The 21,282-nt window shown below is 63.1% G+C and carries 19 protein-coding genes; 11 read left to right on the top strand and 8 right to left on the bottom strand.

Going from position 1 to position 21,282, the window contains the following annotated elements; genetic code table 11:
* Positions 1–18 precede the first annotated feature (18 nt).
* From J3P82_RS13455 to J3P82_RS13445, 3 genes are read left to right on the top strand one after another with little or no spacing between them, the layout of a single operon-like run.
* A complete protein-coding gene (locus J3P82_RS13455; RefSeq protein WP_434557278.1) occupies positions 19–519 on the top strand; it encodes a CinA family protein in 501 nt (166 codons plus the stop codon).
* Between the two features lie 12 nt (positions 520–531).
* Positions 532–1,050, top strand: coding sequence for a hypothetical protein (locus J3P82_RS13450; protein ID WP_434557277.1), 519 nt, complete (start codon positions 532–534; stop codon positions 1,048–1,050).
* 7 nt (positions 1,051–1,057) lie between these two features.
* Positions 1,058–1,504, top strand: coding sequence for a DUF421 domain-containing protein (locus tag J3P82_RS13445; protein WP_186610290.1), 447 nt, complete (start codon positions 1,058–1,060; stop codon positions 1,502–1,504).
* Positions 1,505–1,564: 60 nt separating this feature from the next.
* Here the strand turns inward: J3P82_RS13445 and J3P82_RS13440 are convergent, their stop codons facing one another.
* Positions 1,565–2,422 (bottom strand): SDR family oxidoreductase, encoded by an 858-nt coding sequence (locus J3P82_RS13440; RefSeq protein ID WP_186632555.1) that lies wholly within the window; start codon positions 2,420–2,422, stop codon positions 1,565–1,567.
* A gap of 186 nt (positions 2,423–2,608) precedes the next feature.
* Here J3P82_RS13440 and J3P82_RS13435 point away from each other — a divergent pair, with 186 nt between their 5' ends.
* Positions 2,609–3,013 (top strand): VOC family protein, encoded by a 405-nt coding sequence (locus J3P82_RS13435; RefSeq protein ID WP_434557276.1) that lies wholly within the window; start codon positions 2,609–2,611, stop codon positions 3,011–3,013.
* Between the two features lie 131 nt (positions 3,014–3,144).
* Here the strand turns inward: J3P82_RS13435 and J3P82_RS13430 are convergent, their stop codons facing one another.
* Complete coding sequence (locus J3P82_RS13430; RefSeq protein ID WP_434557275.1) at positions 3,145–4,293, bottom strand: MalY/PatB family protein; 1,149 nt, start codon at positions 4,291–4,293, stop codon at positions 3,145–3,147.
* Between the two features lie 167 nt (positions 4,294–4,460).
* Here J3P82_RS13430 and J3P82_RS13425 point away from each other — a divergent pair, with 167 nt between their 5' ends.
* A complete protein-coding gene (locus J3P82_RS13425) occupies positions 4,461–5,981 on the top strand; it encodes a methyl-accepting chemotaxis protein (RefSeq protein WP_434557274.1) in 1,521 nt (506 codons plus the stop codon).
* Positions 5,982–6,180: 199 nt separating this feature from the next.
* Here the strand turns inward: J3P82_RS13425 and J3P82_RS13420 are convergent, their stop codons facing one another.
* The 5 genes from J3P82_RS13420 to J3P82_RS13400 form a co-directional block, all read right to left on the bottom strand.
* Positions 6,181–8,421 carry a molybdopterin cofactor-binding domain-containing protein gene (locus J3P82_RS13420; RefSeq protein WP_434557273.1) on the bottom strand — a complete coding sequence of 747 codons (2,241 nt, stop codon included), beginning with the start codon at positions 8,419–8,421 and terminating at the stop codon, positions 6,181–6,183.
* 13 nt (positions 8,422–8,434) lie between these two features.
* Positions 8,435–8,908 (bottom strand): (2Fe-2S)-binding protein, encoded by a 474-nt coding sequence (locus tag J3P82_RS13415; protein ID WP_434557272.1) that lies wholly within the window; start codon positions 8,906–8,908, stop codon positions 8,435–8,437.
* A gap of 145 nt (positions 8,909–9,053) precedes the next feature.
* A complete protein-coding gene (locus J3P82_RS13410; RefSeq protein WP_434557271.1) occupies positions 9,054–10,439 on the bottom strand; it encodes a sensor histidine kinase in 1,386 nt (461 codons plus the stop codon).
* Complete coding sequence (locus J3P82_RS13405; RefSeq protein ID WP_434557270.1) at positions 10,408–11,094, bottom strand: response regulator transcription factor; 687 nt, start codon at positions 11,092–11,094, stop codon at positions 10,408–10,410. The genes J3P82_RS13410 and J3P82_RS13405 overlap by 32 nt, the downstream gene beginning before the upstream one ends.
* Positions 11,094–11,903, bottom strand: coding sequence for a MipA/OmpV family protein (locus J3P82_RS13400; protein ID WP_434557269.1), 810 nt, complete (start codon positions 11,901–11,903; stop codon positions 11,094–11,096). Before J3P82_RS13400 ends, J3P82_RS13405 begins: the two co-directional genes overlap by 1 nt.
* Positions 11,904–12,082: 179 nt before the next feature.
* Between J3P82_RS13400 and J3P82_RS13395 the strand changes: the two genes are divergently transcribed.
* From J3P82_RS13395 to J3P82_RS13385, 3 genes are read left to right on the top strand one after another with little or no spacing between them, the layout of a single operon-like run.
* The gene (locus J3P82_RS13395) at positions 12,083–13,246 is read left to right on the top strand and encodes an efflux RND transporter periplasmic adaptor subunit (protein ID WP_434557268.1); all 1,164 of its coding nucleotides are present in this window, start codon (positions 12,083–12,085) and stop codon (positions 13,244–13,246) included.
* On the top strand, positions 13,243–16,374 hold the full coding sequence (locus J3P82_RS13390) for an efflux RND transporter permease subunit (protein ID WP_434557267.1): 3,132 nt from the start codon (positions 13,243–13,245) through the stop codon (positions 16,372–16,374). Before J3P82_RS13395 ends, J3P82_RS13390 begins: the two co-directional genes overlap by 4 nt.
* A 47-nt stretch (positions 16,375–16,421) precedes the next feature.
* Positions 16,422–17,588: an alpha/beta hydrolase gene (locus J3P82_RS13385; RefSeq protein WP_434563821.1), complete on the top strand. Its 1,167-nt coding sequence runs from the start codon at positions 16,422–16,424 to the stop codon at positions 17,586–17,588.
* Here J3P82_RS13385 and J3P82_RS13380 read toward each other — a convergent pair.
* On the bottom strand, positions 17,564–18,364 hold the full coding sequence (locus J3P82_RS13380) for an SDR family NAD(P)-dependent oxidoreductase (protein ID WP_434557266.1): 801 nt from the start codon (positions 18,362–18,364) through the stop codon (positions 17,564–17,566). The genes J3P82_RS13385 and J3P82_RS13380 overlap by 25 nt on opposite strands.
* A 371-nt stretch (positions 18,365–18,735) precedes the next feature.
* On the opposite strand from J3P82_RS13380, the gene J3P82_RS13375 reads away from it, so the two are divergent.
* From J3P82_RS13375 to J3P82_RS13365, 3 genes are all read left to right on the top strand, one after another.
* Positions 18,736–19,440 (top strand): heavy metal response regulator transcription factor, encoded by a 705-nt coding sequence (locus tag J3P82_RS13375; RefSeq protein ID WP_434557265.1) that lies wholly within the window; start codon positions 18,736–18,738, stop codon positions 19,438–19,440.
* A complete protein-coding gene (locus tag J3P82_RS13370; RefSeq protein ID WP_434557264.1) occupies positions 19,440–20,813 on the top strand; it encodes a heavy metal sensor histidine kinase in 1,374 nt (457 codons plus the stop codon). Before J3P82_RS13375 ends, J3P82_RS13370 begins: the two co-directional genes overlap by 1 nt.
* Before the next feature lie 163 nt (positions 20,814–20,976).
* Positions 20,977–21,237, top strand: coding sequence for a DUF2790 domain-containing protein (locus J3P82_RS13365; protein WP_434557263.1), 261 nt, complete (start codon positions 20,977–20,979; stop codon positions 21,235–21,237).
* Positions 21,238–21,282: the final 45 nt, after the last annotated feature.

Below are 21,282 nucleotides of genomic sequence, written 5' to 3'. Positions count from 1 at the left end.
CATGAAGGACTGTATGCCATGACTGTTGCCCAATCCCTGGTTGATTACATGCGCGAGCATGAGCTGCGCCTGACCACCGCCGAGTCCTGCACCGCCGGGCTGATCGTCACGCTCCTGGCCGAAGTGCCGGGCATCGGTTCGCTGATCGAAAGCGGCTATGTGGTGTATTCCCCCGAAGCCAAGCAACGTTTGCTGGGCGTCAAGGCGCGCACCATCGACACCTTCAATCTGACCAGTCGCGAGGTCGCCGAGGAAATGGCCCTTGGCGCGCTTCACGACGCCAACGCCAACGTCGCCGTCGCCACCACGGGCCTGCTCGGACCGGACGACAAGGACGGCATACCCGCCGGCACGATCTGCTTTGCCTGGGCGTTCCAGGTGAACGGCCAGCGCGCGCTGTTCAGTCGCCAGGAACGCTTCTTTGGCGACCGTCGCCAGGTGCAACTGCAGGCCAGCGAGTACGTCTTGCAGCAGTTGCCCGGTTACCACCAACGTGCCGTGGCGGGTGAACGCCGCTAGGAGAGTGCGCCCATGACCGATCAATGGGAGCAGGACGACCATCGCAGCCGCGAGTTTCCCGTGCGCGAAGACATGGTGTTCCAGCACAAGGTCTGGCGGTTCGAGCGGGTGGGCTGGTACGTGTTGGTACTGTTGGTGATCCTGACCCTGCTCGGGCTGTTTTCCCGCGGACCGTTGAGCAGTCGCGAACTGCAAAGCGCTGACGGCAATATTAGCGTCGAATACGAGGCGTTCCATCGCAACGGCTCGACCAATCCGATGGTCCTGCGTCTCAAAGGCGCATCCAACGCGGTGCTGGAAGTCGAGCTTGGGGGCGATTGGCTGGAGGCGTTCGAGGTGCAGAGCGTGCAACCGCAGCCCATACGCTCAGCCGCCGCCGGGCAGGGTGTAAAGCTCTGGATCCAGGCGGATGGCCAGGGACAAGCCAACCTGCACCTGTCATTGCTCAGCGAAGGCCTCGGGACTTATCACAGCCGCATCGTTATTCCTGGCGGGGCGACGGTGAGCTTCAATCAATTCATCTTCCCTTAGGTGACGTATGGATTCGGTACTGCGAGCCGCCGCTATGTATGCGGTGTTGATGGTGTTGTTCAAGATCGCCGGCCGACGTTCGCTGGCGGAGATCACCACCTTCGATTTTGTCCTGTTGATGATCATTGGCGAGGCTACCCAGCAGGCGCTGCTGGGGGACGATTTCTCGCTGACCAACGCGTTCATGGTCATCGTCACGCTGATCGCCATCGACGTCGGATTTTCGTTGCTCAAGCTGCGCTCCAATTGGGTATCGCGGCTGATCGACGGTGGGCCGACGATCATCGTCGAGGACGGCCGCATCCTTCAGGGTCGCATGCGCCACGCCCGGCTGGTGGAGGCGGACATCATGGAGGCGGCACGTTCGAGCCAGGGCATCGAGACCCTGGAGCAGATCAAGTTTGCGATTATCGAGCGCAACGGCAAGATTTCGGTGATTGCCAAGGAGGAGTGAGCCTGAGCGCTTTTGTGGCGAGGGAGCAAGCTCCCTCACCACAGTGGTACGTGCGTTGCCTTAGAGTATCGGCTTGCCGCCCGTCACCGCATACCGCGAGCCGGAGATGTAGCTGGACTCATCCGAGGCCAGCAGCACGAAAATCGGCGCCACTTCCACCGGCTGGCCAGGACGCCCCAGCGGTGTCTGGGAACCGAAATTCTGCACCTCTTCTTCGGGCATGGTGGCGACAATCAGTGGCGTCCAGATCGGTCCTGGCGCGACGCTGTTGACCCTGATGCCCTTGGACCCGAGCATTTGCGCCAGGCCACCGGTGAAGTTGGCGATGGCGCCCTTGGTGGTGGCGTAGGCCAGCAGCGTCGGCTTGGGCATGTCGGAGTTGACCGAGGTGGTATTGATGATCGAACCCCCGGCCTTCATGTGCGGCACGGCGGCCTGGCAGATCCTGAACATCGCCGTGATGTTGATATCGAACGTGCGCACCCATTCTTCGTCCGGGATCTCTTCCAGGGTCTCGTGGGTCATCTGAAACGCGGCATTGTTGACGAGGACGTCGATGCGCCCGAAGCGCGCCACGGTCTCATCGACGACCTTGCGGCATTGCCCCTTGTCTGCCAGGTCACCGGGCAGCAACAGGCACTGGCGGCCGGCTTCTTCGACCCAGCGTGCGGTCTCCTTGGCGTCCTCATGTTCATTGAGGTAGGAAATCGCTACGTCCGCGCCTTCTCGGGCGAAGGCAATCGCCACGGCGCGCCCGATGCCGCTGTCGGCGCCGGTGATCAGGGCGATCTTGTTCGCCAGGCGCCCGGAGCCTTTGTAGCTCTGTTCGCCACAGTCCGGGTACGGGTCCATCTTCTGTTGGCTGCCGGGCACGGGTTGGCTTTGTTTTGGAAAAGGCGGGGTTGGGTAGTTGGCCATTGTCGTTCTCCATCCTAGTGGTTGCGATGGAGGGTGGACTGCGGGTTTTTGACCAGAGTTCGGTCGGATTTTTCCGCCGGTCGATGAGCGTGCCCGCCAAGCGTTTCGTCGATCGTGCTCATGTTCCGCTGAACGCGGGCACGGTCATGCTCTCCAATGGCAACAATGCTTCATAAGGAGAAGGGCATGTTCAGTCACATTCAGATTGGTGCGCGTGATCTACCAAAAATGGTCGCGTTCTACGATGCCGTCCTGGGGTGCCTGGGGTTGGTGCGCATGGACAGCGAAGACGACTCGGGCCCACCCGGGGAAGGCTGGCATCAGCCCGGCAAGCATTGGCCGCAGGTGTTCGTCCAGGTGCCCATCAATGGCCTGCCGGCCACGTGGGGCAACGGCATGCAAGTCAGCTTCGCCGCCGACTCGCAGCAAGCCGTACGCGCCGCCTGGGAGATGGCCCTCGCCATGGGCGGTTTCGACGAAGGCGCCCCGGGTCCAAGGCCGCAATATTCAAAGGACTATTTCGGCGCCTATTGCCGGGACCCGGAGGGAAACAAGCTGTGCTTCGTGCATACGCCGGATATGCATGACTGACCCCTGGGTCTGAACTGATCCGCTCTTGTGGCGAGGGAGCTTGCTCCCGCTGGGGTGCGAAGCAGCCCCACAATCTTGCGGTCGCTACGCAACCGAGCGTGAGCAAGCTCCCTCGCCACGGGACGATCTGATCAGCCCCTGGCTTTGAGGCTGCGTTCCATCCGCGCGATTCCTTCCTCCAGCAACGCCCGCGGGCAACCGAAGTTCAGGCGCACGAATTGTCCCGCGTCGTCAGCAAAATCCAGCCCGGCGCTCAGTCCAACCTTGGCATCCTTCAGGAAAAACCCTTGCGGATCGTCCAGCCCCAGCGCCGAGCAGTCCAGCCACGCCAGGTAAGTACCCTGGGGCACGGTCATGGTGATACCGGGAAGGCGAGTCTTGACCGCCTCGACCAGGTAATCGCGGTTGGCCTGCAAGTAGCCTTTCAATTCGTCGAGCCATGGGCCCGCTTCGCTGTAGGCGGCACGGGTCGCTTCGAGGCCGAGGGCGTTGACGCTGTCGACCATGCCGGCCCTGGCGCCATTGACGCGCTCGCGCAGCTTGGCATTCTGGATGATCGCGAACGACGTCTTCAGCCCTGCGATGTTGTAGGCCTTGCTGGCCGACATCAGTGTGATGGTCCGCTCGGCAATCTCCGGGCTGAGGGACGAGGTGGGGATGTGCACGCGGCCATCGAAGCACAGTTCGGCATGGATCTCGTCGGAAATGATCCAGGCATCCTGCTCGACACAAATGTCCGCCACGGCCTTGAGCTCGTCGCGCCCGAACACCTTGCCCAGCGGGTTGTGCGGGTTGCTAAGCAGCAGCGCACCGCCGCCGCGCAAGGCGTCGCGCAGTTCGGCCAGGGGCGTATGGAACTCGCCATCGACCGGTGTGAACGCCAGCTCTACCTTGTTCAGGTGCCAATGGCCCGGCGCATGCCGCAGTGGCGGGTAGTTCGGAACCTGCACCACCACGTTTTGCTGCGGCTCGACCAAGGCATGCAACGCCATGTTGAACCCCGGCTCGACCCCCGGCAGGAACAGGACCTGCTGCGGCTCGACGCGCCAGGCGTACTTGCTCCAGAGATCGGCAACGATGGCGGCGCGCAGGCTGTCCTGGGCCACGCTGTAGCCTAGCATCGGGTGTTCCAGGCGCATGCGCAGCGCATCGATGACCACTGGCGGCGGGGCGAAATCCATATCGGCCACCCACATCGGCAATACCTCGGCTGGGTAGCGGCTCCATTTGGTGCTGCCGGTGCCGTGGCGTTCGAACACCCGGTCGAAATCGAAAGTCATGGTGGTTCCATCAGTCAGGGATTCGGAATCGCGCCATCATAAAGCAAAGAAGCTGAACAAAAAGGTTGGTAGCTAATTGCCATTAATTGGTTGCAATGCGCTACAGTTTCGTCCCGAGACGTCGATACGCCGACGATGGACACCCGTTCATGACAAGGACAGCCCCGATGAAATCGCCCCTGCGCTTTAACGATCACTACCGCAAAGCCGATCGCATCATGCTCGGGCTGCTCTGGCTCACGCTCTTGTATTCGCTGGGCCTGGCATTTCTTCATTCGACCTTGACCCAGGCATTGCTGATCGGTGCACCGACGTGCCTGCTGGCCACGCTGCTCTACCGCGGCCTTGGCGGCACCCGTGCCATGCGCTGCATCATCGCCATAGCGCTGATGGTCATGGCGGCGCTGCACATCAACCAGACCCGCGGCGTGATCGAGTTCCACTTCGGCATCTTCGTGCTGCTGGCGGTGTTGACGTTCTATCGCGACTGGCTGCCGATCGTCGTGGCCGCCGCCACCATTGCCATCCACCACGTCGGTTTCCATTGGCTCCAGCATCTTGGATACCCGGTATTCGTGATGGATGCCCACGGTGGATGGACGATGATTTTCGTCCATGCCTTTTATGTCGTTGTCGAAAGCGTGATTCTGATCTACCTGGCGAACCAGAGCCTGGCCGATGCAACGGACAACCAGGACGTGCTCGACAAGGTGCTGGCCGCCGCTGCGCAGTTGAGCCGTGACCCCGGTACACAACGCAACCAGGGCGTGAAAGTCTCGTCCGGCGAGCGTTTCGACCATTTCCTCGAGCAAGTGACCCACCTGGTGGACGGCGTGGTGCGCGATACCCGTCAGCTATCGGACCTCGGCCAGGACTTGTCCCAGGTCGGCCAGACCCTGGAAAACGGTGCCCGGCACCAGTTGGACGAAGTGGCACAGATGAGCGGCGCGATCGGCCAGTTGATGCAGGCCATGGAAAATATTACCGGCCATGTCGGCCAGACGCTGCAACGCGCCGGACAGGCCAACGAGCAAGTCAACCGGGGGCGCACCACCGTTGACCAGACCCGCGAAGATATTCTCGAGTTGGCGGGGCGCATCAACCTGACCAATGAAACCGTGCAACTGCTGGCCGAGCAGGCGCAGCAGATCGGCCAGGTGCTGGACGTGATCAACAGCATCGCCGAGCAAACCAACCTGCTGGCCCTCAACGCCGCCATCGAGGCGGCCCGCGCCGGGGAGCAGGGGCGCGGATTTGCCGTGGTGGCCGACGAGGTCCGGACGCTGTCACAACGGACCTCGACATCCACCACGGAAATCCAGCAGATCATCGCCAAGCTGCAACAGGGCAGCCGCCAGGCCGCCATCGCCATGCAAGACAGCCGCGAAGGGGTCGAGCGTTGCGTGTCCGCCAGCCAGCAGGCCTCGCAGCTGCTGCATGCCGTCGTGGAAGACATCGCGGTGATCAACCATTTCAACGATCTGATCGCCAGCACGACCCAGCAACAGTCCGCGGCGTCAATGGGCATCAATGAGCGGCTGCAAACCGTGCAGGCCGTGGCCGAGCGCAACGCCGACAACATCGGCGTGCTGACCCGCAGCAGCCAATGCCTGCCGCCCTTGGCGGAGCGACTGGCGGCGCTGGGGCAGGCGTTTCATGGGACAGACGGGCAGCTTGGGCGAAAATAGCGTCGATACGAACTGATGATCGTTCCCACGCTCTGCGTGGGAATGCATCCCGTGACGCTCCGCGTCACCCCCCAGAAGGGGAACGCGGAGCGTCCCTGGCGGCATTCCCACGCAGGAGCGTGGGAACGATCGACGATCGATACCACTACCCACCCGTGGCTGGTTTGCCGCCGGCCCTGAAGGGCGGCGTTAAACTCGACTACGCCAGCTTGAACGGCAACTGCCGCAGCGGTTTCCCGGTCAGACTCGCAATGGCGTTGGCAAATGCCGGGGCCAAGGCGGGCAGGCCGGGCTCGCCCATTCCGGTCGGCGGCTCTGCGCTGGGAACGATGTGGACGGCGACCTGCGGCATGTCGGTAATGCGCGGCACGCTGAAGTCAGCGAAATTGCTCTGTTGCACGACGCCATCCTTGAGCGTGATCGCGCCACCGGGCAAGCACATCGACAGGCCCATCAGGGCTGCGCCTTGCACCTGGGCCTCGACACTGCGGGGGTTGATCACCAGGTTGCAGTGCACGCCCGCCGTCACGTTGTGCAGCACGGGACGACCCTCCTGCACCGAGGCTTGCACCACGTAGGCCACCACCGAACTGAACGACTCGTGCACCGCCACGCCCCAGGCCTGGCCGGCCGGTAGCTGCCGTTTGCCGTACTCGCTCTTGTCCACCGCCAATTGCAGCGCGGCGCGATGGCGGGGGTTCTGGTCGCCGAACAATTTCATCCGGTATGCCACCGGGTCCTGCTTTGTCGTACGGGCGATTTCGTCGATCAGCGTCTCCATCACGAACGCGGTATGAGTAGAACCCACGCTGCGCCACCACAGCACCGGCACGTTGAGCTTGGGGTGATGCACGGTCAGTCGCATCGGCAGGGGGTATGGATCACGCAGGCCTTCTGTCGCGGTGGGGTCGATGCCATTCTTTATCTGCCCTGCGAATGGGGTGCCGACGAGGATGGACTGCCCGACCAGGGCGTGGTCCCACGCCAACACCTTGCCACTGTCATCGAAACCGATGCGCGAGCGGTGCAGATGCATCGGACGGTAGTAGCCGCCCTTGATGTCGTCCTCGCGGCTCCACAGGGTGCGGATTGGCGCATCAAGCCCCGCAGCGCGCGCGGCCTTGGCCACTTCGCAAGCCTGCACGACAAAATCATTGGTCGGCACGCCACGACGCCCGAAACCGCCGCCCGCCGTCTGTACATTTACCTGGACTTGCTCGGGCTTGAGGCTCAGCACCTTCGCCGCTGCCGCAGCGTCGCCGCCCGGGAACTGAGTACCGACCCACAACTGGGCGCGGCCTTCGGATAGCTGAACGGTGCAGTTCAACGGCTCCATCGGGGCGTGGGCCAGGTAGGGAAACACAAACTCAGCCTCCAACCGATGCGGCGCCGAGGCGAGAGGTGTCATGTCGGCATCGAAATGGAGCGCGCCGGGTTGGCCGGCCAGCTCCCGGTACTGGGCCAGTTGTTTTTCCGTGTCGACCTTTTCGACTTTAGCCACGTCCCATTCGACCTTCAGCGCATCACGTGCAAGTTTTGCCTGCCAGTAACCGTCGGCGACCACCGCAACGCCTTCGGCACCGCCGTCCAGCGACACGCGCAGCACGGCTTTCACGCCTTTGGTTGCGCGCGCGGCGCTGTCGTCCAGCGACGCGATCCTGGCACCGAACACCGGTGGGCGAGCGACCACCGCAGTCAGTTGTCCCGGCAGATGCATGTCGATGCCGAAATCCTGCTGGCCGCTGCTCTTGTCCTTGGCATCGAGGCGGGTCGTGGCCTGGCCGATGATGCGGAAATCCTTGGGATCCTTGAGCGTGACTTTCTCCGGCACGGGCATCGCCATGGCGGCTTCGGCCAGCTCGCCGTAAGTCGCCTTGCGGCCACCTGGGCCCAGCACCGTGCCGTTTTGCGTGGTCAGGCTCGCGGCGTCGACATTCCAGCGCGCGGCCGCGGCGGCGAGCAACATGGCGCGAGCGCGAGCGCCCAGTTCGCGGTATTGGGTGTAGCTGTTCTTGATCGAATTGGAGCCGCCGGTGAGGTGGATGCCAAACGCCGGGTCCATGTAGGCCGCGTCGTTGCTGCCGTTGCGCGTGCGCACCAGGCTCCAGTCGGCGTCGAGTTCTTCGGCGAGGATCATTGGCAAGCCAGTCTGCACACCCTGGCCGAACTCCAGGCGATTGATCGTCACGGTGACTTCGCCGTTGGGCGCGATTTGTACGAAGGCCGAGGGTTGCTGAGTCGGTTTCAGCGCTGCGTCGCCAACTCCGCCGGCCTGTTGCGCCAGGGCAAGGTGCGGGAACGCGCCCAAGGCCAGGCCGCCGATGCCGACGATCTTGAGGAAGCTGCGCCGGGGCAGGGTGGCTGGGCCTTCAATCACGTCGCGATCAAGCAGGTGTTGCAGGGCGCGCGGCAGCTCATTTGGAAAAATCTCGTTCAGCATGGACCAGCTCCTGTCAGGCAAGTGTTTTTGCGGCATCGGCCACTGCGGCGCGGATGCGGGCGTAAGTGCCGCAACGGCAGATATTGCCGGCCATGGCCGAATCGATCTCGGCCGGCGTCGGCTGCTTGCCCTTGGGCTGGGCCTTGAGGAACGCGGTGGCGCTCATGATCTGGCCGCTCTGGCAGTAGCCGCATTGCGCCACGTCGTGCTTGACCCAAGCCTCATGCACGGCGCTGCCCACCGGGTCGCTGCCATCGGTCGCCGCTTCAATGGTGGTGATCTTCTTGCCAACCGCCGCGGCGATCGGCGTCACGCAGGACCGAATGGCCTGGCCATCCAGGTGAACGGTGCAGGCGCCACACAAGGCCGCACCGCAGCCGAATTTGGTACCGGTCATGCCCAGCGTGTCGCGCAAGGCCCAAAGAATCGGGGTGCCGGGGTCTACGTCTACCGTGTGCTCACGGCCATTGATATTGAGGGCGCTCATCGGACCAGCTCCAGAAGGTTTGGCACCGATTACTATAGAAAGCCTCGGCTGGGATAGCTTGCACGATCCGGTCCGATGATTGCCCAATCTTGCAAAAACACCCCTGTAGGTTCGGTTGGCAGTGAGCAAGCCTGGGCGCATGCGCTCAGGCGGGCCGCTCAGGGGCGGGCCGGGACAAACAAAACAACAACCCAGGCTCGGCCCTGCGCGCGACGAGCGTCCATCCGTGGGCCTGGGCGATCTCCTGGCAGATCGTCAGGCCCAGTCCCGCGCCGTGGTCGCGTCGATGAGCGCCGCGCCAGAAACGGGTGAATATCTGCGCCAGTTGGTCTTGTTCAACCCCGGGGCCCCAATCGCGCAGGGTCAACGTATCTGCGCTCAGTTCAACGCGTATTTCGGTATCGGCAGGGGCGTGCTGGATGGCGTTTTCCAGAAGGTTTTTGAGCAGGGTGAAAAGGGCGCTGCGGTCGGCCTGCCAGGACGCCTGCGTCTCAACCGGAGCCGCCAGCACGACGCGCACGTGCGCCGCGTCGGCCATGCGTTGCAGATAATGGGCGGCTTCCCGGGCAACATCCATGACATCCACGGCGGCAAGGCTGTAGTTGTGCGCTTCGCTCGTTTCGGCCAGCAGCAATAGTTGCTGGACCTGGCGGGTCATGTGCTGGGCATCGTTGAGCAGCGAGTCGCGGCCCTTGCTGGGCTCCATCAGTTCGATCTGGGCGCGGATCAACGCCAGGGGGGTCTTGAGCTCGTGTGCCGCGGTCGCCAGGAATTCCTGCTGGACGCGGTAGCCGTGCGCCAGGCGTTCAAGGGCGCTGTTGAAGCTGGTCACCAGCGGCGCCACCTCGGACGGCACGGTCCTGACCTCCAGCCGCGAGTGCAAGGAGCGCGGGGAGATGGCCGCCGCTGATTCCGAGACTTCCCGCAAGGGCTTGAGCGCATAGCCCAATGTGAAATAGGCGCAGGCGCCGAAGACAAAAAGCAGCACCAGGCTGAACAGGACGATACCGGCGCCCATGAACGGCCAGGCAAACCCCTCGTGGAGCAGTTCCATCAGCCGTTCGCTGGCGGCAAATTGCAAATACCAAGTCTTGCCGTCGTGCTCCAGCGGGGCGGTGGCGGCGTACATCAGGATGCCTTTTCGCTCGAACTTGAATTGCGATTGCTCCGTTGGATGAACGGTCGCCGCAGGCGACCAGAACGCCGCGTCAGTGGATGCATGGACGGCGCTCCCATCCGAATCCAGTACTCGGTAGCCGATTTCCTCCCCCAGGCTCTGGAAGGTCCAGATCCGGTCACCCTCGCTGTTGTCGAATCCGATGGGCCGGCCCGTGGCGTCGAACAGCAGCTTATCGGCCAGTTCATGGGTACGCTCGGCGACGTCCGTGCTCAGCAGGATATCGCTCCTGGAGGTGACAAGAGCGAACACGCCGAGTGCAATCAGCAGGATGCTCAATCCCACGCCTGCGATGTAGGCAAGCAGCACCTTGAAGCTGATGCTATTGCGCCAAGTCGTCCTGACGAAGGGCATAACCCAGGCCTCTCAAATTGACTATCCGTTGATGGGAGCCGATCGCCAGCAGCTTTCGGCGGATACGATGCAGCGCCACGTCCAGGGCGTTCGGCGTCACGGCTTCGCTCAGGCCCCACGCGGCCGCCTCGATGGCGCTGCGGCGGACGATTTCGCCGGGTTTGCGCAGCAGCAACAGCATGATCTGCATTTCCGCAGGCGCCAGCGGCACGCTGCCTTCGGTGCTGCACATGATGCCCATGTCGGGTTGCACGCTGAGGTCGCCGTGGGCAGGCGCCAATGGCCGGTGTTCCGCCGGGCGACGCAGCAATGCCCGTACGCGGGCAACCATTTCGTCCATGGCGAACGGCTTGGGCAAGTAGTCGTCCGCCCCGGCGTCGAGACCTTCAACCCGATCATGCAGCGCATCCCGCGCCGTTAGGACCAGGCACGGCAGGCCCAGCCCGGCAGTGCGCAAACGCTGCAGCAGGGCCAGTCCATCGCCGTCCGGCAAGCCCCGGTCGAGGATCAGCGCCTGGTAAGGCACCTGCTGGATGGCCGCCCACGCGGCATCGATGCGGCTGATGACGTCGACGGCGATCCCGGCGCTCGACAAGCCTTTGCTCACCAGGTGCGCCAGGCGTTCATGGTCCTCGACCAGCAGAATGCGGCTCATCAGAAACGGTACAGGTAGCCGAACAGCACGCTGTTCTCGGTTGATCGATCCACCAGCGGGCTGTCCTTGATTTCATCGGACAGGCGCGTCGCCTTGAGGTCCAGGAACACGGAGTGATGATCATCGAACATATAGTTTCCACGAACCCCGAATTCAGTATTGATACCGGACTTCGCATCATAGGCCGCCCGGTCGGCGCGAGCTTCACTTTCGCGAACGCCGAAGTAGTAGTCGACGTATTTATCGTCCTGCCATAGGGCCGCCAGGCGTGGCGTGAGCATGATGTGCTCGCCTAATTTCCAGGACCTTTCCAATCCCAGGGCAAAGCGCTGGCCCTTGCTGTTGCCTGATACGTCGGCCAGCCACTCGGCACTGACATCGGCCAAGTCGTTGCGCCATTTCACCTTGGCTCCTGCCCAGAAACCACCGTCGCGGTCACGCATGCCATCGAGAATCCGCGCGTCATCGTCGTCATAGCCGCTGAAGTCGTACTCGCCGACGATGCTGAATTCGAGCTGTTGGGTGTCGCTGAACTCCAGGCCCGGCAACTTGATCTCGGCGGTCGGCCCAAATACTCGTACATATTCATTTTCAAAGTAGATCAGCGGCAGGACTTCGCTGTCCCGATCGATGCCCTTGTACGGCTGCTGGCTGCTGACCGCACCCACGCCAAGCCCCCATTGGGAGCCTTCAGGTTCGTCGGCGCTGGCGGCCATCGACGCGCACAAGCCCAGCACAAACACAGAGGTGGCCGTAGTCAGCCGTGTCGCAATTGAATTTTTCGAGGTGGGCAAGGGCATGGAACGCATGACGGTCTCCAGATCAATAGGATGAAAGCGTCCCTATCGTTGAAAACTTCTTCTTACTGGACACTTACCGTTGGGTCTGGATAACAACCTTTTCGCTGGTAAGAGTTCCGAAAGGTTCCCTGTCGGATAGTGGCCGCCTCAAGCAATCACGCGGCCTCTTGCGCAGGAATACGATCCCCATGAAAAGAAAAACACGGCATGTTGTTCTGTTTGTCGTGACCCTGGCCTGCGCCATCGTCGTCGTGATGATGACCGTTTCGCCTGACGGCGGACCCGATAGCGCCGAAGTGCCGGCCAGGCCTGCGCTCACGGTGGCCGTCACCCAACTCCAATCGGCCATGCTGGCGACCCGTGTCCTGGCGTATGGCAACGTCATGGCGTGGCAGGAAGCGAGCATCGGTACCGAATCCGATGGCTTGCGGTTGGCCGAGGTCAAGGTGAACGTCGGCGATGAGGTCCGGCGCGGCCAGGTGCTCGCCACATTTGTTCCGGAAACGATCGCCGCCGAACTCGCGCAGCGTCGCGCCGCCACCGCCGAAGCGCAGGCGACGCTCGCCGAAGCACGGGGCAATGCCGAGCGCGCCCGGGAACTGCAATCGAGCGGGGCGTTATCCAAGCAGCAGGTTCACCTGCACGTGACGGCTGAACACACGGCGCAGGCGAGGCTGGACGCAGCCAGGGCGCTGGAGCGGCTGCAACATCTGCGCCTGGCCCAGACTCAGGTCATGGCGCCCGACGATGGAGTGATTTCGGCGCGTAATGCCACGGTGGGCGCGGTGCTGCCCGCCGGCCAGGAACTGTTCCGGCTGATTCGGGACGGTCGCCTCGAATGGCGCGCTGAAGTCGCCGCATCGGACCTGGGTAAATTCACTCCCGGCCAGTTGGTGCGGGTGATTGCGGCCAACGGCGAGGCTATCGAGGGCCGGGTGCGCAGGGTCGCGCCCACGGTGGACATGCAGGTCCGCAACGGCTTGGTCTATGTCGACCTCCCGGCGGGCACCGCGGCGCGTGCCGGGATGTTCGTACGTGGCGAGTTCGCGGTCGGCGCCGAGCGGATGCTGACGCTGCCCCAGAGCGCGGTGCTGCAGCATGACGGTTTCAGTTACGTCCTTCAGGTCGGACCGCAGTTCAAGGTGACCCGGGTCAAAGTGACGGTGGGACGCCGCGTCGGCGATCGTGTCGAGATCATCGGCGGTATTGACGGCACGGCGGCCGTGGTCGAGGCCGGCGCCGGCTTTCTCGCCGAGGGAGACCTCGTCCGGGTGGTCCAGTCGCGCACCGATCCGACCGGCACCCCGACCAGCCAGCCGACAAGCAGCCTGACACGCGGGAGCGCGCAATGAGCCTTAACGTATCGTCCTGGTCGATCCGCAATCCGACGCCTTCCGTCCTGTTGTTCCTCTTGCTGACCTTCGCTGGCTTGATGGGCTTCTGGAAAATGAAGGTCCAGAACTTCCCCGATGTTGACCTGCCCATGGTCTCCCTATCGGTGGAGCTGCCCGGCGCTTCACCCGAACAACTGGAAAACGATGTGGTGCGCAAGATCGAGGATTCGCTGGCGACGCTGCAAGGCATCAAGCATATCCAGAGCACCTTGACCGACGGCAACGCCGATATCACGGTGGAGTTCCGCCTCGAGAAGCCCACGCAGGAAGCGCTGGATGATGTGCGCGACGCCATCTCCCGGGTACGGGCGGACCTGCCCGCCGACCTGCGTGACCCAGTGATCCAGAAGATCGAGCTCGCCGGATCGCCGATCCTGACCTACACGGTGGCGGCGACGCGCATGGACGATGAAGCGCTGTCATGGTTCGTCGACAACACCCTCAGCAAGACCTTGCTGGCGGTGCCTGGCGTGGGGGCGGTCAATCGTGTCGGCGGGGTGACCCGGGAAACTCGCATCGACCTCGACCCGGCGCGCCTGCTGGCGCTGAACACCACGGCGTTGGACATCTCCCGTCAACTGCGCCAGATCCAACAGGAAGCCTCGGGCGGTCGTGTCGACCTGGGCGGGATCGAGCAAACGGTGCGCACCCTTGCCACGGTGCAGTCGGCCGAAGAAATCGCCTTACTGGACGTGACCTTGAGCGACGGCCGACGCATCCGCCTCGACCAGGTTGCCACGGTATCCGACACCGTCGGCGAGCGCCGTTCGGCAGCATTCCTGGACGGCAAGCCGGTGGTCGGCTTCGAGATCCTGCGGGCAAAAGGCGCCGGAGAAATAGAGGTCGACGAAGGGGTGCGCGCCGCCCTCGACACACTCAAGGCGCGACACCCTGAAATCACCATCGCCCAAGCCTTCAACCTGGTCGATCCGGTGATCGAGAATTACCAGGGCTCCATGCACCTGCTTTACGAGGGGGCAGCGCTGGCGGTGCTGGTGGTGTTCCTGTTCCTGCCGGATTGGCGAGCAACCTTCGTCACGGCGGTCGCGTTGCCATTGTCGGCGATACCGACTTTTGCGGTGATGCATTGGATGGGCTTCACCCTCAACATCGTCACGCTGCTATCGCTGTCGCTGGTGATTGGCGTGCTGGTGGACGACGCCATCGTCGAGGTCGAGAACATCGGGCGACATTTGCAGATGGGCAAGAAACCCTATCAAGCGGCCATGGACGCCGCCGATGAGATCGGGCTGGCGGTAATTGCCACGGCGTTTACGCTGATCGCGGTGTTCCTGCCCACGGCATTCATGAGCGGCACGGTCGGCAGGTTCTTCGTCCAGTTCGGCTGGACGGCGGCAACAGCGGTTTTTTTCTCCCTCGTCGTTGCCCGCCTGCTGACGCCGATGATGGCGGCCTACCTGCTGCGGGCGCCGCAGAAGCCGGAGCGCAGACCGGCCTGGTGGCTGGATACGTATTTGTCCTGGGCAGGCTGGTGCTTGCGCCATCGTGCCGTGACCAGCCTCGGCGCTGTGGTTTTTTTCGCTGCGGGGCTGATGCTCGCGGCGGTGTTGCCGGGCACCTTCATTCCGCCGGAGGACGACTGGCAGACCCAAGTGACCCTCACGCTGGCGCCCGGCAGCAAGCTGGGCGACACGTTGGTGCTGGCCGAACAGGCGCGGGAGCTTGTCGGGCAGAACCCGCACGTCAAGAAGGTCTACACCGCCGTGGGCGATGGCCGCGCCGGCGCTGACCCGATGGCGCCAGCCGGCAGCGGTCTCGCCAATGTCCGCACGGCGGTGCTGACGCTGAACCTGACGCACCGCGACGACCGACCGGGCCTGACCAAACAGCAGATCGAAAACCATCTGCGCGAAGCACTCACGGTTTTGCCTGGCGTACGCGTCAAGGTCGGCATGGGTGAGTCGGAAAACTACATGCTGGTGCTCGCCGGCGAGGACGGCGCCTTGCTCACCCGGCATGCGCAGAAGGTCGAAGGTGAACTGCGTGGGCTGCCTGGCGTCGGCGGCGTTATTTCGAGCGCCAGCCTGATGCGCCCCGAGCTGGTGGTTCGGCCCGATTTCGCCAGGGCCGCCGACCTGGGCGTCACCTCGAACGCAATCGCCGATACGCTGCGTGTTGCAACCTTGGGCGACTACGATCAGGAGCTGGCCAAGCTCAATTTCAGCGAACGGCAGGTGCCAGTCGTCGTGCGGCTGACCGATGCCGCTCGCCAGGACTTCGAGACGCTGAAGCGCCTGCCGGTACCCGGTGCCCGTGGTCCGGTCGCGCTGGAGAATGTCGCAACGCTGGAAATCGCCAGCGGCCCCGCGCAAATCGACCGATTCGACCGCATGCGCAACGTCAACATCGAGATCGAGACGAATGGCCAGGCGCTGGGCGACATCGAGCAGGCCGTGCTTGGCCTGCCGAGTTTGCGCGAGCTGCCGCCCGGTCTGGTGCAGACGTCCGTCGGCGATGCCGAGGCGATGGGCGAACTTGCCTCGGGGTTTGGCGTGGCGATGCTGACCGGGGTGCTGTGCATCTACATGGTGCTGGTCCTGCTGCTCAAAGACTTCATGCAACCGGTGACTATCCTCGTCGCCCTGGTGCTCTCGGTGCCCGGCGCGTTCCTGGCGCTGTTCATCACCGGCTCGACCTTATCGATGCCGTCGATGATCGGCTTGATCATGCTGATGGGCATTGCGACGAAGAACTCGATCCTGCTGATCGACTACATCATCCTCGCCCGTCGGGACCACGGCCTGGGCCGCCACGAAGCGATCCTGGATGCCTGCGCCAAGCGCGCACGACCGATCATCATGACGACAATTGCGATGGGCGCAGGCATGATGCCCATCGCACTGGGCTGGGGAACCGACCCGAGCTTTCGCGCGCCGATGGCGATCGTAGTGATCGGTGGGCTGGTCACCTCGACCGTGCTGAGCCTGCTGGTCATTCCCGTAGTGTTTTCCTACGTGGACGACGGCGCGCAGTGGTTGTACAAGCGCATCCATGGCGTGCTCTGGCAAGGGGAGCTACGTAACGAGGCGAACGGTTTGGGCAGCGAAGCGGGGAGTGAGCGTTGAAGATTCCAGCAAAGATCAGCACGGTTTTTCCGTCGTGGCGTCCGCTCATGCTGGGCATCGCCGCCATCGTGGCGAGCCTGACGCTGATGGCCGGGTGTGCCCGGCAACCCAGCGCGGCCGACGCCCGGACGGAGCCTGCGACCTTTGAGGATTACACGCAGGCGTCACGGGCATGGATCGAGGAACGGCGGGTGTTCCAGACCGCCAACCGCAGCGCTGAACTGGCCTGGAACGCGCCTTACGAAGTGCGCCCCGATGCGCCGTCCAGCAAAGCTATCCTCTTGTTGCATGGCCTGGGGGATTCACCCTGGTCTTTCGTCGACATCGCCCAGGATCTCACGGCGCAAGGCTTCGTTGTGCGCGTTGCGTTGTTGCCGGGGCACGGCACCCAGCCGGCTGACTTGATCGACGTGCAGCTGGAGCAGTGGCAGCAGTTGGTCGAGGAACAAGTCGCGCTGCTGCGCAAGGAGTTTGCGGACGTCTACCTGGGCGGTTTCTCAACCGGCGCCAATCTTGCGCTGGCATACGCCATCAACGACCCGGATATCAAGGGCCTCGTGCTGTTTTCACCGGCCTTTCGATCGAGCGAATCCTACGACTGGGCCACGCCCTGGCTGGCGCATTTCAAGACCTGGATATTGGCCCCCGACAATACCCGGCCACAACAATCGGCGGTGCGCTACCACAACGTCCCCACCAACGGCTTCGCCCAGTTCTACCGCAGCAGCGTCGCGGTTCGTCGGCTCATCGAGCACCAGGACTTCGACCGTCCCGTGGCCATTGTCCTGACTGAGCAGGATTCAGTGGTCGACGTGCGCTACGTGCGGGAGCTGTTCAAACACCGATTTACCCATTCCGCCAGCCGGTTGATCTGGTATGGGCAGGCGGCGCCGGCCGGCAACAGCGGCGCGGCCCATGATTCACGCGTCCTGACGCGTACCGACCGCATCGCCGACGAACGAATCAGCCAGTTCTCCCACATGGGCATCCTGTTCTCACCAACGAACCCGCTCTACGGTCGTTCCGGCACCCTGCGGTTCTGCCGCAACAGCCGCAACGCCGACGAAGTGGCCCGGTGCGAAGCGGGGGAAGAAGTCTGGTATTCGGATTGGGGTTACAGCGAGCCGGGTAAAATCCATGCGCGGCTGACCTACAACCCTTACTTCCAGTGGCAATCGGGGGTGATTCGTCAGGTGTTGGCGGTAGCTGAGTAGGGCGCCTTGTTCTCCACCAGGCAATTGCCGCCATCCACCACCATGGTTTCACCGGTGATGTAGCTGGCCTCCGCAGAGGCCAGGAAGGCCACCAGCGCGGCGACTTCCTCGGGGCGTCCGGCCCGGCCCATCGGCGTGTAGCGTGCGGCGTTGGCTTCTTCGGCAGAGCTCGACCCTGTCGCGATCCAGCCGGGCGCGACGCTGTTCACGGTGATGCCCTGTTGGGCCACTTCAAGCGCGAGGCCCATGCTCATGCCGACCATCGCCGCCTTCGCGGCGCTGTAGGCTGCTTCACCGGGATTGCTGCAGCGAGTGCCGGTGGTGGAGCTGATATTGACGATGCGTCCATAACGGCGGGCCTGCATGCCGGGCAGGACGGCTCGGGTGAGCAGGAACGCGGTCGTCAGGTTGCGAGCCAGCGACAGGTTCCACGCGGCCAGGTCCATGGACGCCACGTCGGCAAAAGACTCCGGGCTTCCTTGCATGGACATGCCGGCGTTGTTCACCAGGATATCGACCCGGCCCCAGACCGACTCAGCCCACAGTCCGAACTCGTGCACCTGGGTTTCATCCGTGAGGTCCAGGGCTCGCCCCTCGACCTCAAACCCTTGCGCCCGCAACTCATCGACCCGTTGAGCAATGCGGGCGCTGCTCGCAGTGACGATCAGCCTGGCGCCGACTGCACCGAGCCTGCGCGCGATCGCCATGCCGATGCCCATCTCGCTGCCGGCGCCGCTGATGAGTGCCACAGGGTTCTGTCCGGTTGCGTTTGACATGGAAATCGCTCCAGGTATCGAGTTGATGAGCAGGCAGCGGTGTCAGGCACCGCAGACGAGTATGGCAGCGAAAAGGAGCGGCATCAGGCGGCCGCTACTGCGGCCACTGCTCCAGCAAAATCGAGAGGAATTTCTCGGCGGCGGGGGAAAGCGATGCACCTCGTAGAACCACTGCGGGCGCCAGCTCGTTCGGATTTTTCACGGGGACGCGATAGCAACCGTCTCTACCTCACTTATGATGTGGCGCTTTGGTAGGTTCATGATCGCCACCGCCCCATTTCTGACAAGAATGTCAGGAAGCGGTCAGCCTCCAGACACCTTTGCTGTCTAGACTCTGTAGGTTGCCCCCGTTTCCGGAGAGGAATTACTTGATGCGTCTGCTCATTGTCGAGGACGAAGAAAAGACGTCCTCCTACGTCCATCGCGGCTTGAGCGAGCTCGGCTACATTGTCGATGTCGCCACCAATGGCATCGATGGCCTGCACTATGCACTGGAGATGGATTACGACGTGGTGATCCTCGACGTGATGCTGCCGGGCAAGGATGGCTACGGCGTGCTGCAGGGCCTGCGCTTGCACAAGAAAACCCCGGTGATCATGTTGTCGGCCAGGGGCACGGTGGACGATCGTGTCCGCGGGCTGCGAGAGGGCGCCGATGACTACCTGGCCAAACCTTTTTCCTTTGCCGAGTTGGTAGCGCGCGTCCAGGCCTTGATCCGACGTCGCGCCGATGACAGCGCCGACCCGACGCACTTGCGCATCGACGATCTGGAAGTCGACCTGCAAGCACGCAAGGTGACGCGTGGCGGCGTGCGGCTGGACCTGACGGCCAAGGAGTTCTGCCTGTTGAGCCTGCTGGCACGGCACCAGGGCGAAATTCTTTCCAAGTTGATGATTGCCGAACAGGTCTGGGACATGAACTTCGACAGCGACGCCAATGTGGTCGAGGTCGCGATCAAGCGCGTGCGGGCCAAGGTTGACGCGCCGTATCCGCGCAAGCTGCTGCACACCGTCCGGGGCATGGGCTATGTGTTGGAGAGTCGTGAGGCCAGCGACCGACAAGTCGGTGCGCAGTGATGAAAGGATCGATAGCCAAGCGGCTTGCCCTGATGTTTGCCCTCGCGGTCACGCTCATCACCGCCGTGAGCGCGACGCTGTTGCGCTGTTCCTTGAAGCAATCGCTCGAAGACCAGATGCAAAACGAGTTGATCCTGCGCCATTCCGTACTCGACCCGGTCCTCGCAAAATACGATTCGCCGGAATTCTGGGTCGGCTTGCGCCAGAAGCTCGACGGCCTGACACCCGCGGACGAGCGGGTGCGGTATTGGGTCCTGGTTGACAACCCCGCCTACAGTTATGGCGGCGCGATGCCGGACGGCCAGGATTGGTCCAAGCGCCCGGATGGTTTTTCCTCCGTCGAGGTGCCTGGCCGGAATCGGCCGATGATGCTGATGGTCGAGACCATCGCAGCGATGGGTAGCCGACCGGAGGTGCGCTTTATCGTCGGGCTCGATTCAACGCCGTTCATGAAGACCCTGGACAATTTCACCAAGACCTTGGTCCTGACGTCGGCGCTCGGCGTCGTGCTAGTGGCGCTGCTGGGCTACTGGATCGCGCGTTTCGGCCTGGGGCCGGTCAGGCGCCTGAGTCGTCAGGCCAACAGCCTGCCGCCCGGGGACTCGAAGCAGCGGCTGGACACCGAGGCGCTGCCAGGGGAATTGCAGGAATTGGCCGTGTCATTCAATGGCGCCCTGGCGCGCCAGGAAGCAGCCTGGTGCCAGCTCGAAGGGTTCAACGCCAATGTCGCCCATGAACTGCGCACGCCGCTGACCAACCTTATCGGCCAGACCCAGGTTGCGTTGGCCCATGGGCGGGACGTGAACGAGCTTCAGGATCTGTTGCAGTCAAACCTCGAAGAGCTGGAACGGATGGGCACCATTGTCAACGACATGCTGTTCCTGGCAGGTGCCGAAAGTGGGCAGCGGGCAACCGAGCTGAGTCATGTCTCGCTGAATGAAGAGGCGTCGAAGACGGTGGAGTATCTGGAGCCGGTCCTGCACGACAAGCAGCTGAGCGTGGTGATCCAGGGCGACATGCAGGTGTGCATCGACCGACGCCTGTTCCATCGCTCCCTGGCCAATCTGATTCAGAACGCGGCGCGCTACGCGGTGCCGACCAGCACCATCACCGTGAGTCTGGTCAGCCATGGCATGCAGGCTGAAGTGAGCGTTTCCAACGCCGGCGAGCCGATTGACAATGTGCACCTGGAGCGCTTGTTCGAGCGCTTCTATCGAGCCGACGCCGCCCGGGCGCGAAGTGATGCGCACCACGGCCTGGGACTTTCCATCGTGCGGGCGGTGGCCTCCATGCACGGAGGCCGTGTGTTCGCCCATAGCAAGAACGGCCTCAATACCTTCGGTTTTTCCCTGACAAGCCAGGCAGCGCGCTAGCCGCCGCCACACCCTCTGCGGGCGCTTTTATATCCCGCGCAAGCCGGCGCTTTCCCCGCGCCGGCGTTTGACATGTTCCTGTCAGTCGCCAGTCACCTTGACGTCAGCGTCCCCCTCCTAGAGTGCTAACACCATCCCGGTAAAGGCAGTCGTGGAGTCAACCATGAACATCCAGAATTTTTCGATCGTCAGCCTGCTGGCGGTCATTTCCTTGAGCGGTTCACCTCTGTTTGCCAAAGAACAAGCGCAACCACCGGCCTACGAGTACGGCATGCCCCTGGACGTCGCCCAGGCCATTCGTATCGAGGCGCCGCAATCGCCTGTGTGCGAAGTGGTGCCGGCAAAGATGACCTATGTGGATACGCACGGCGAAATCCGCCAGGTCAGTTTTCTGCAACTGGCTGATGCGTGCGCCATCCAGTGAGCGCCGGCCGTGTCGTTTAATTCTTTAAATAGAGAGCATTCAACC

Origin of the sequence: Pseudomonas sp. Z4-20 (assembly GCF_051131955.1) — a bacterium.
Lineage (GTDB): Bacteria > Pseudomonadota > Gammaproteobacteria > Pseudomonadales > Pseudomonadaceae > Aquipseudomonas > Aquipseudomonas marvdashtae.
The sequence above is the reverse complement of the archived record's forward strand: the minus strand, read 5'-3'. Positions and strand labels throughout refer to the sequence as shown.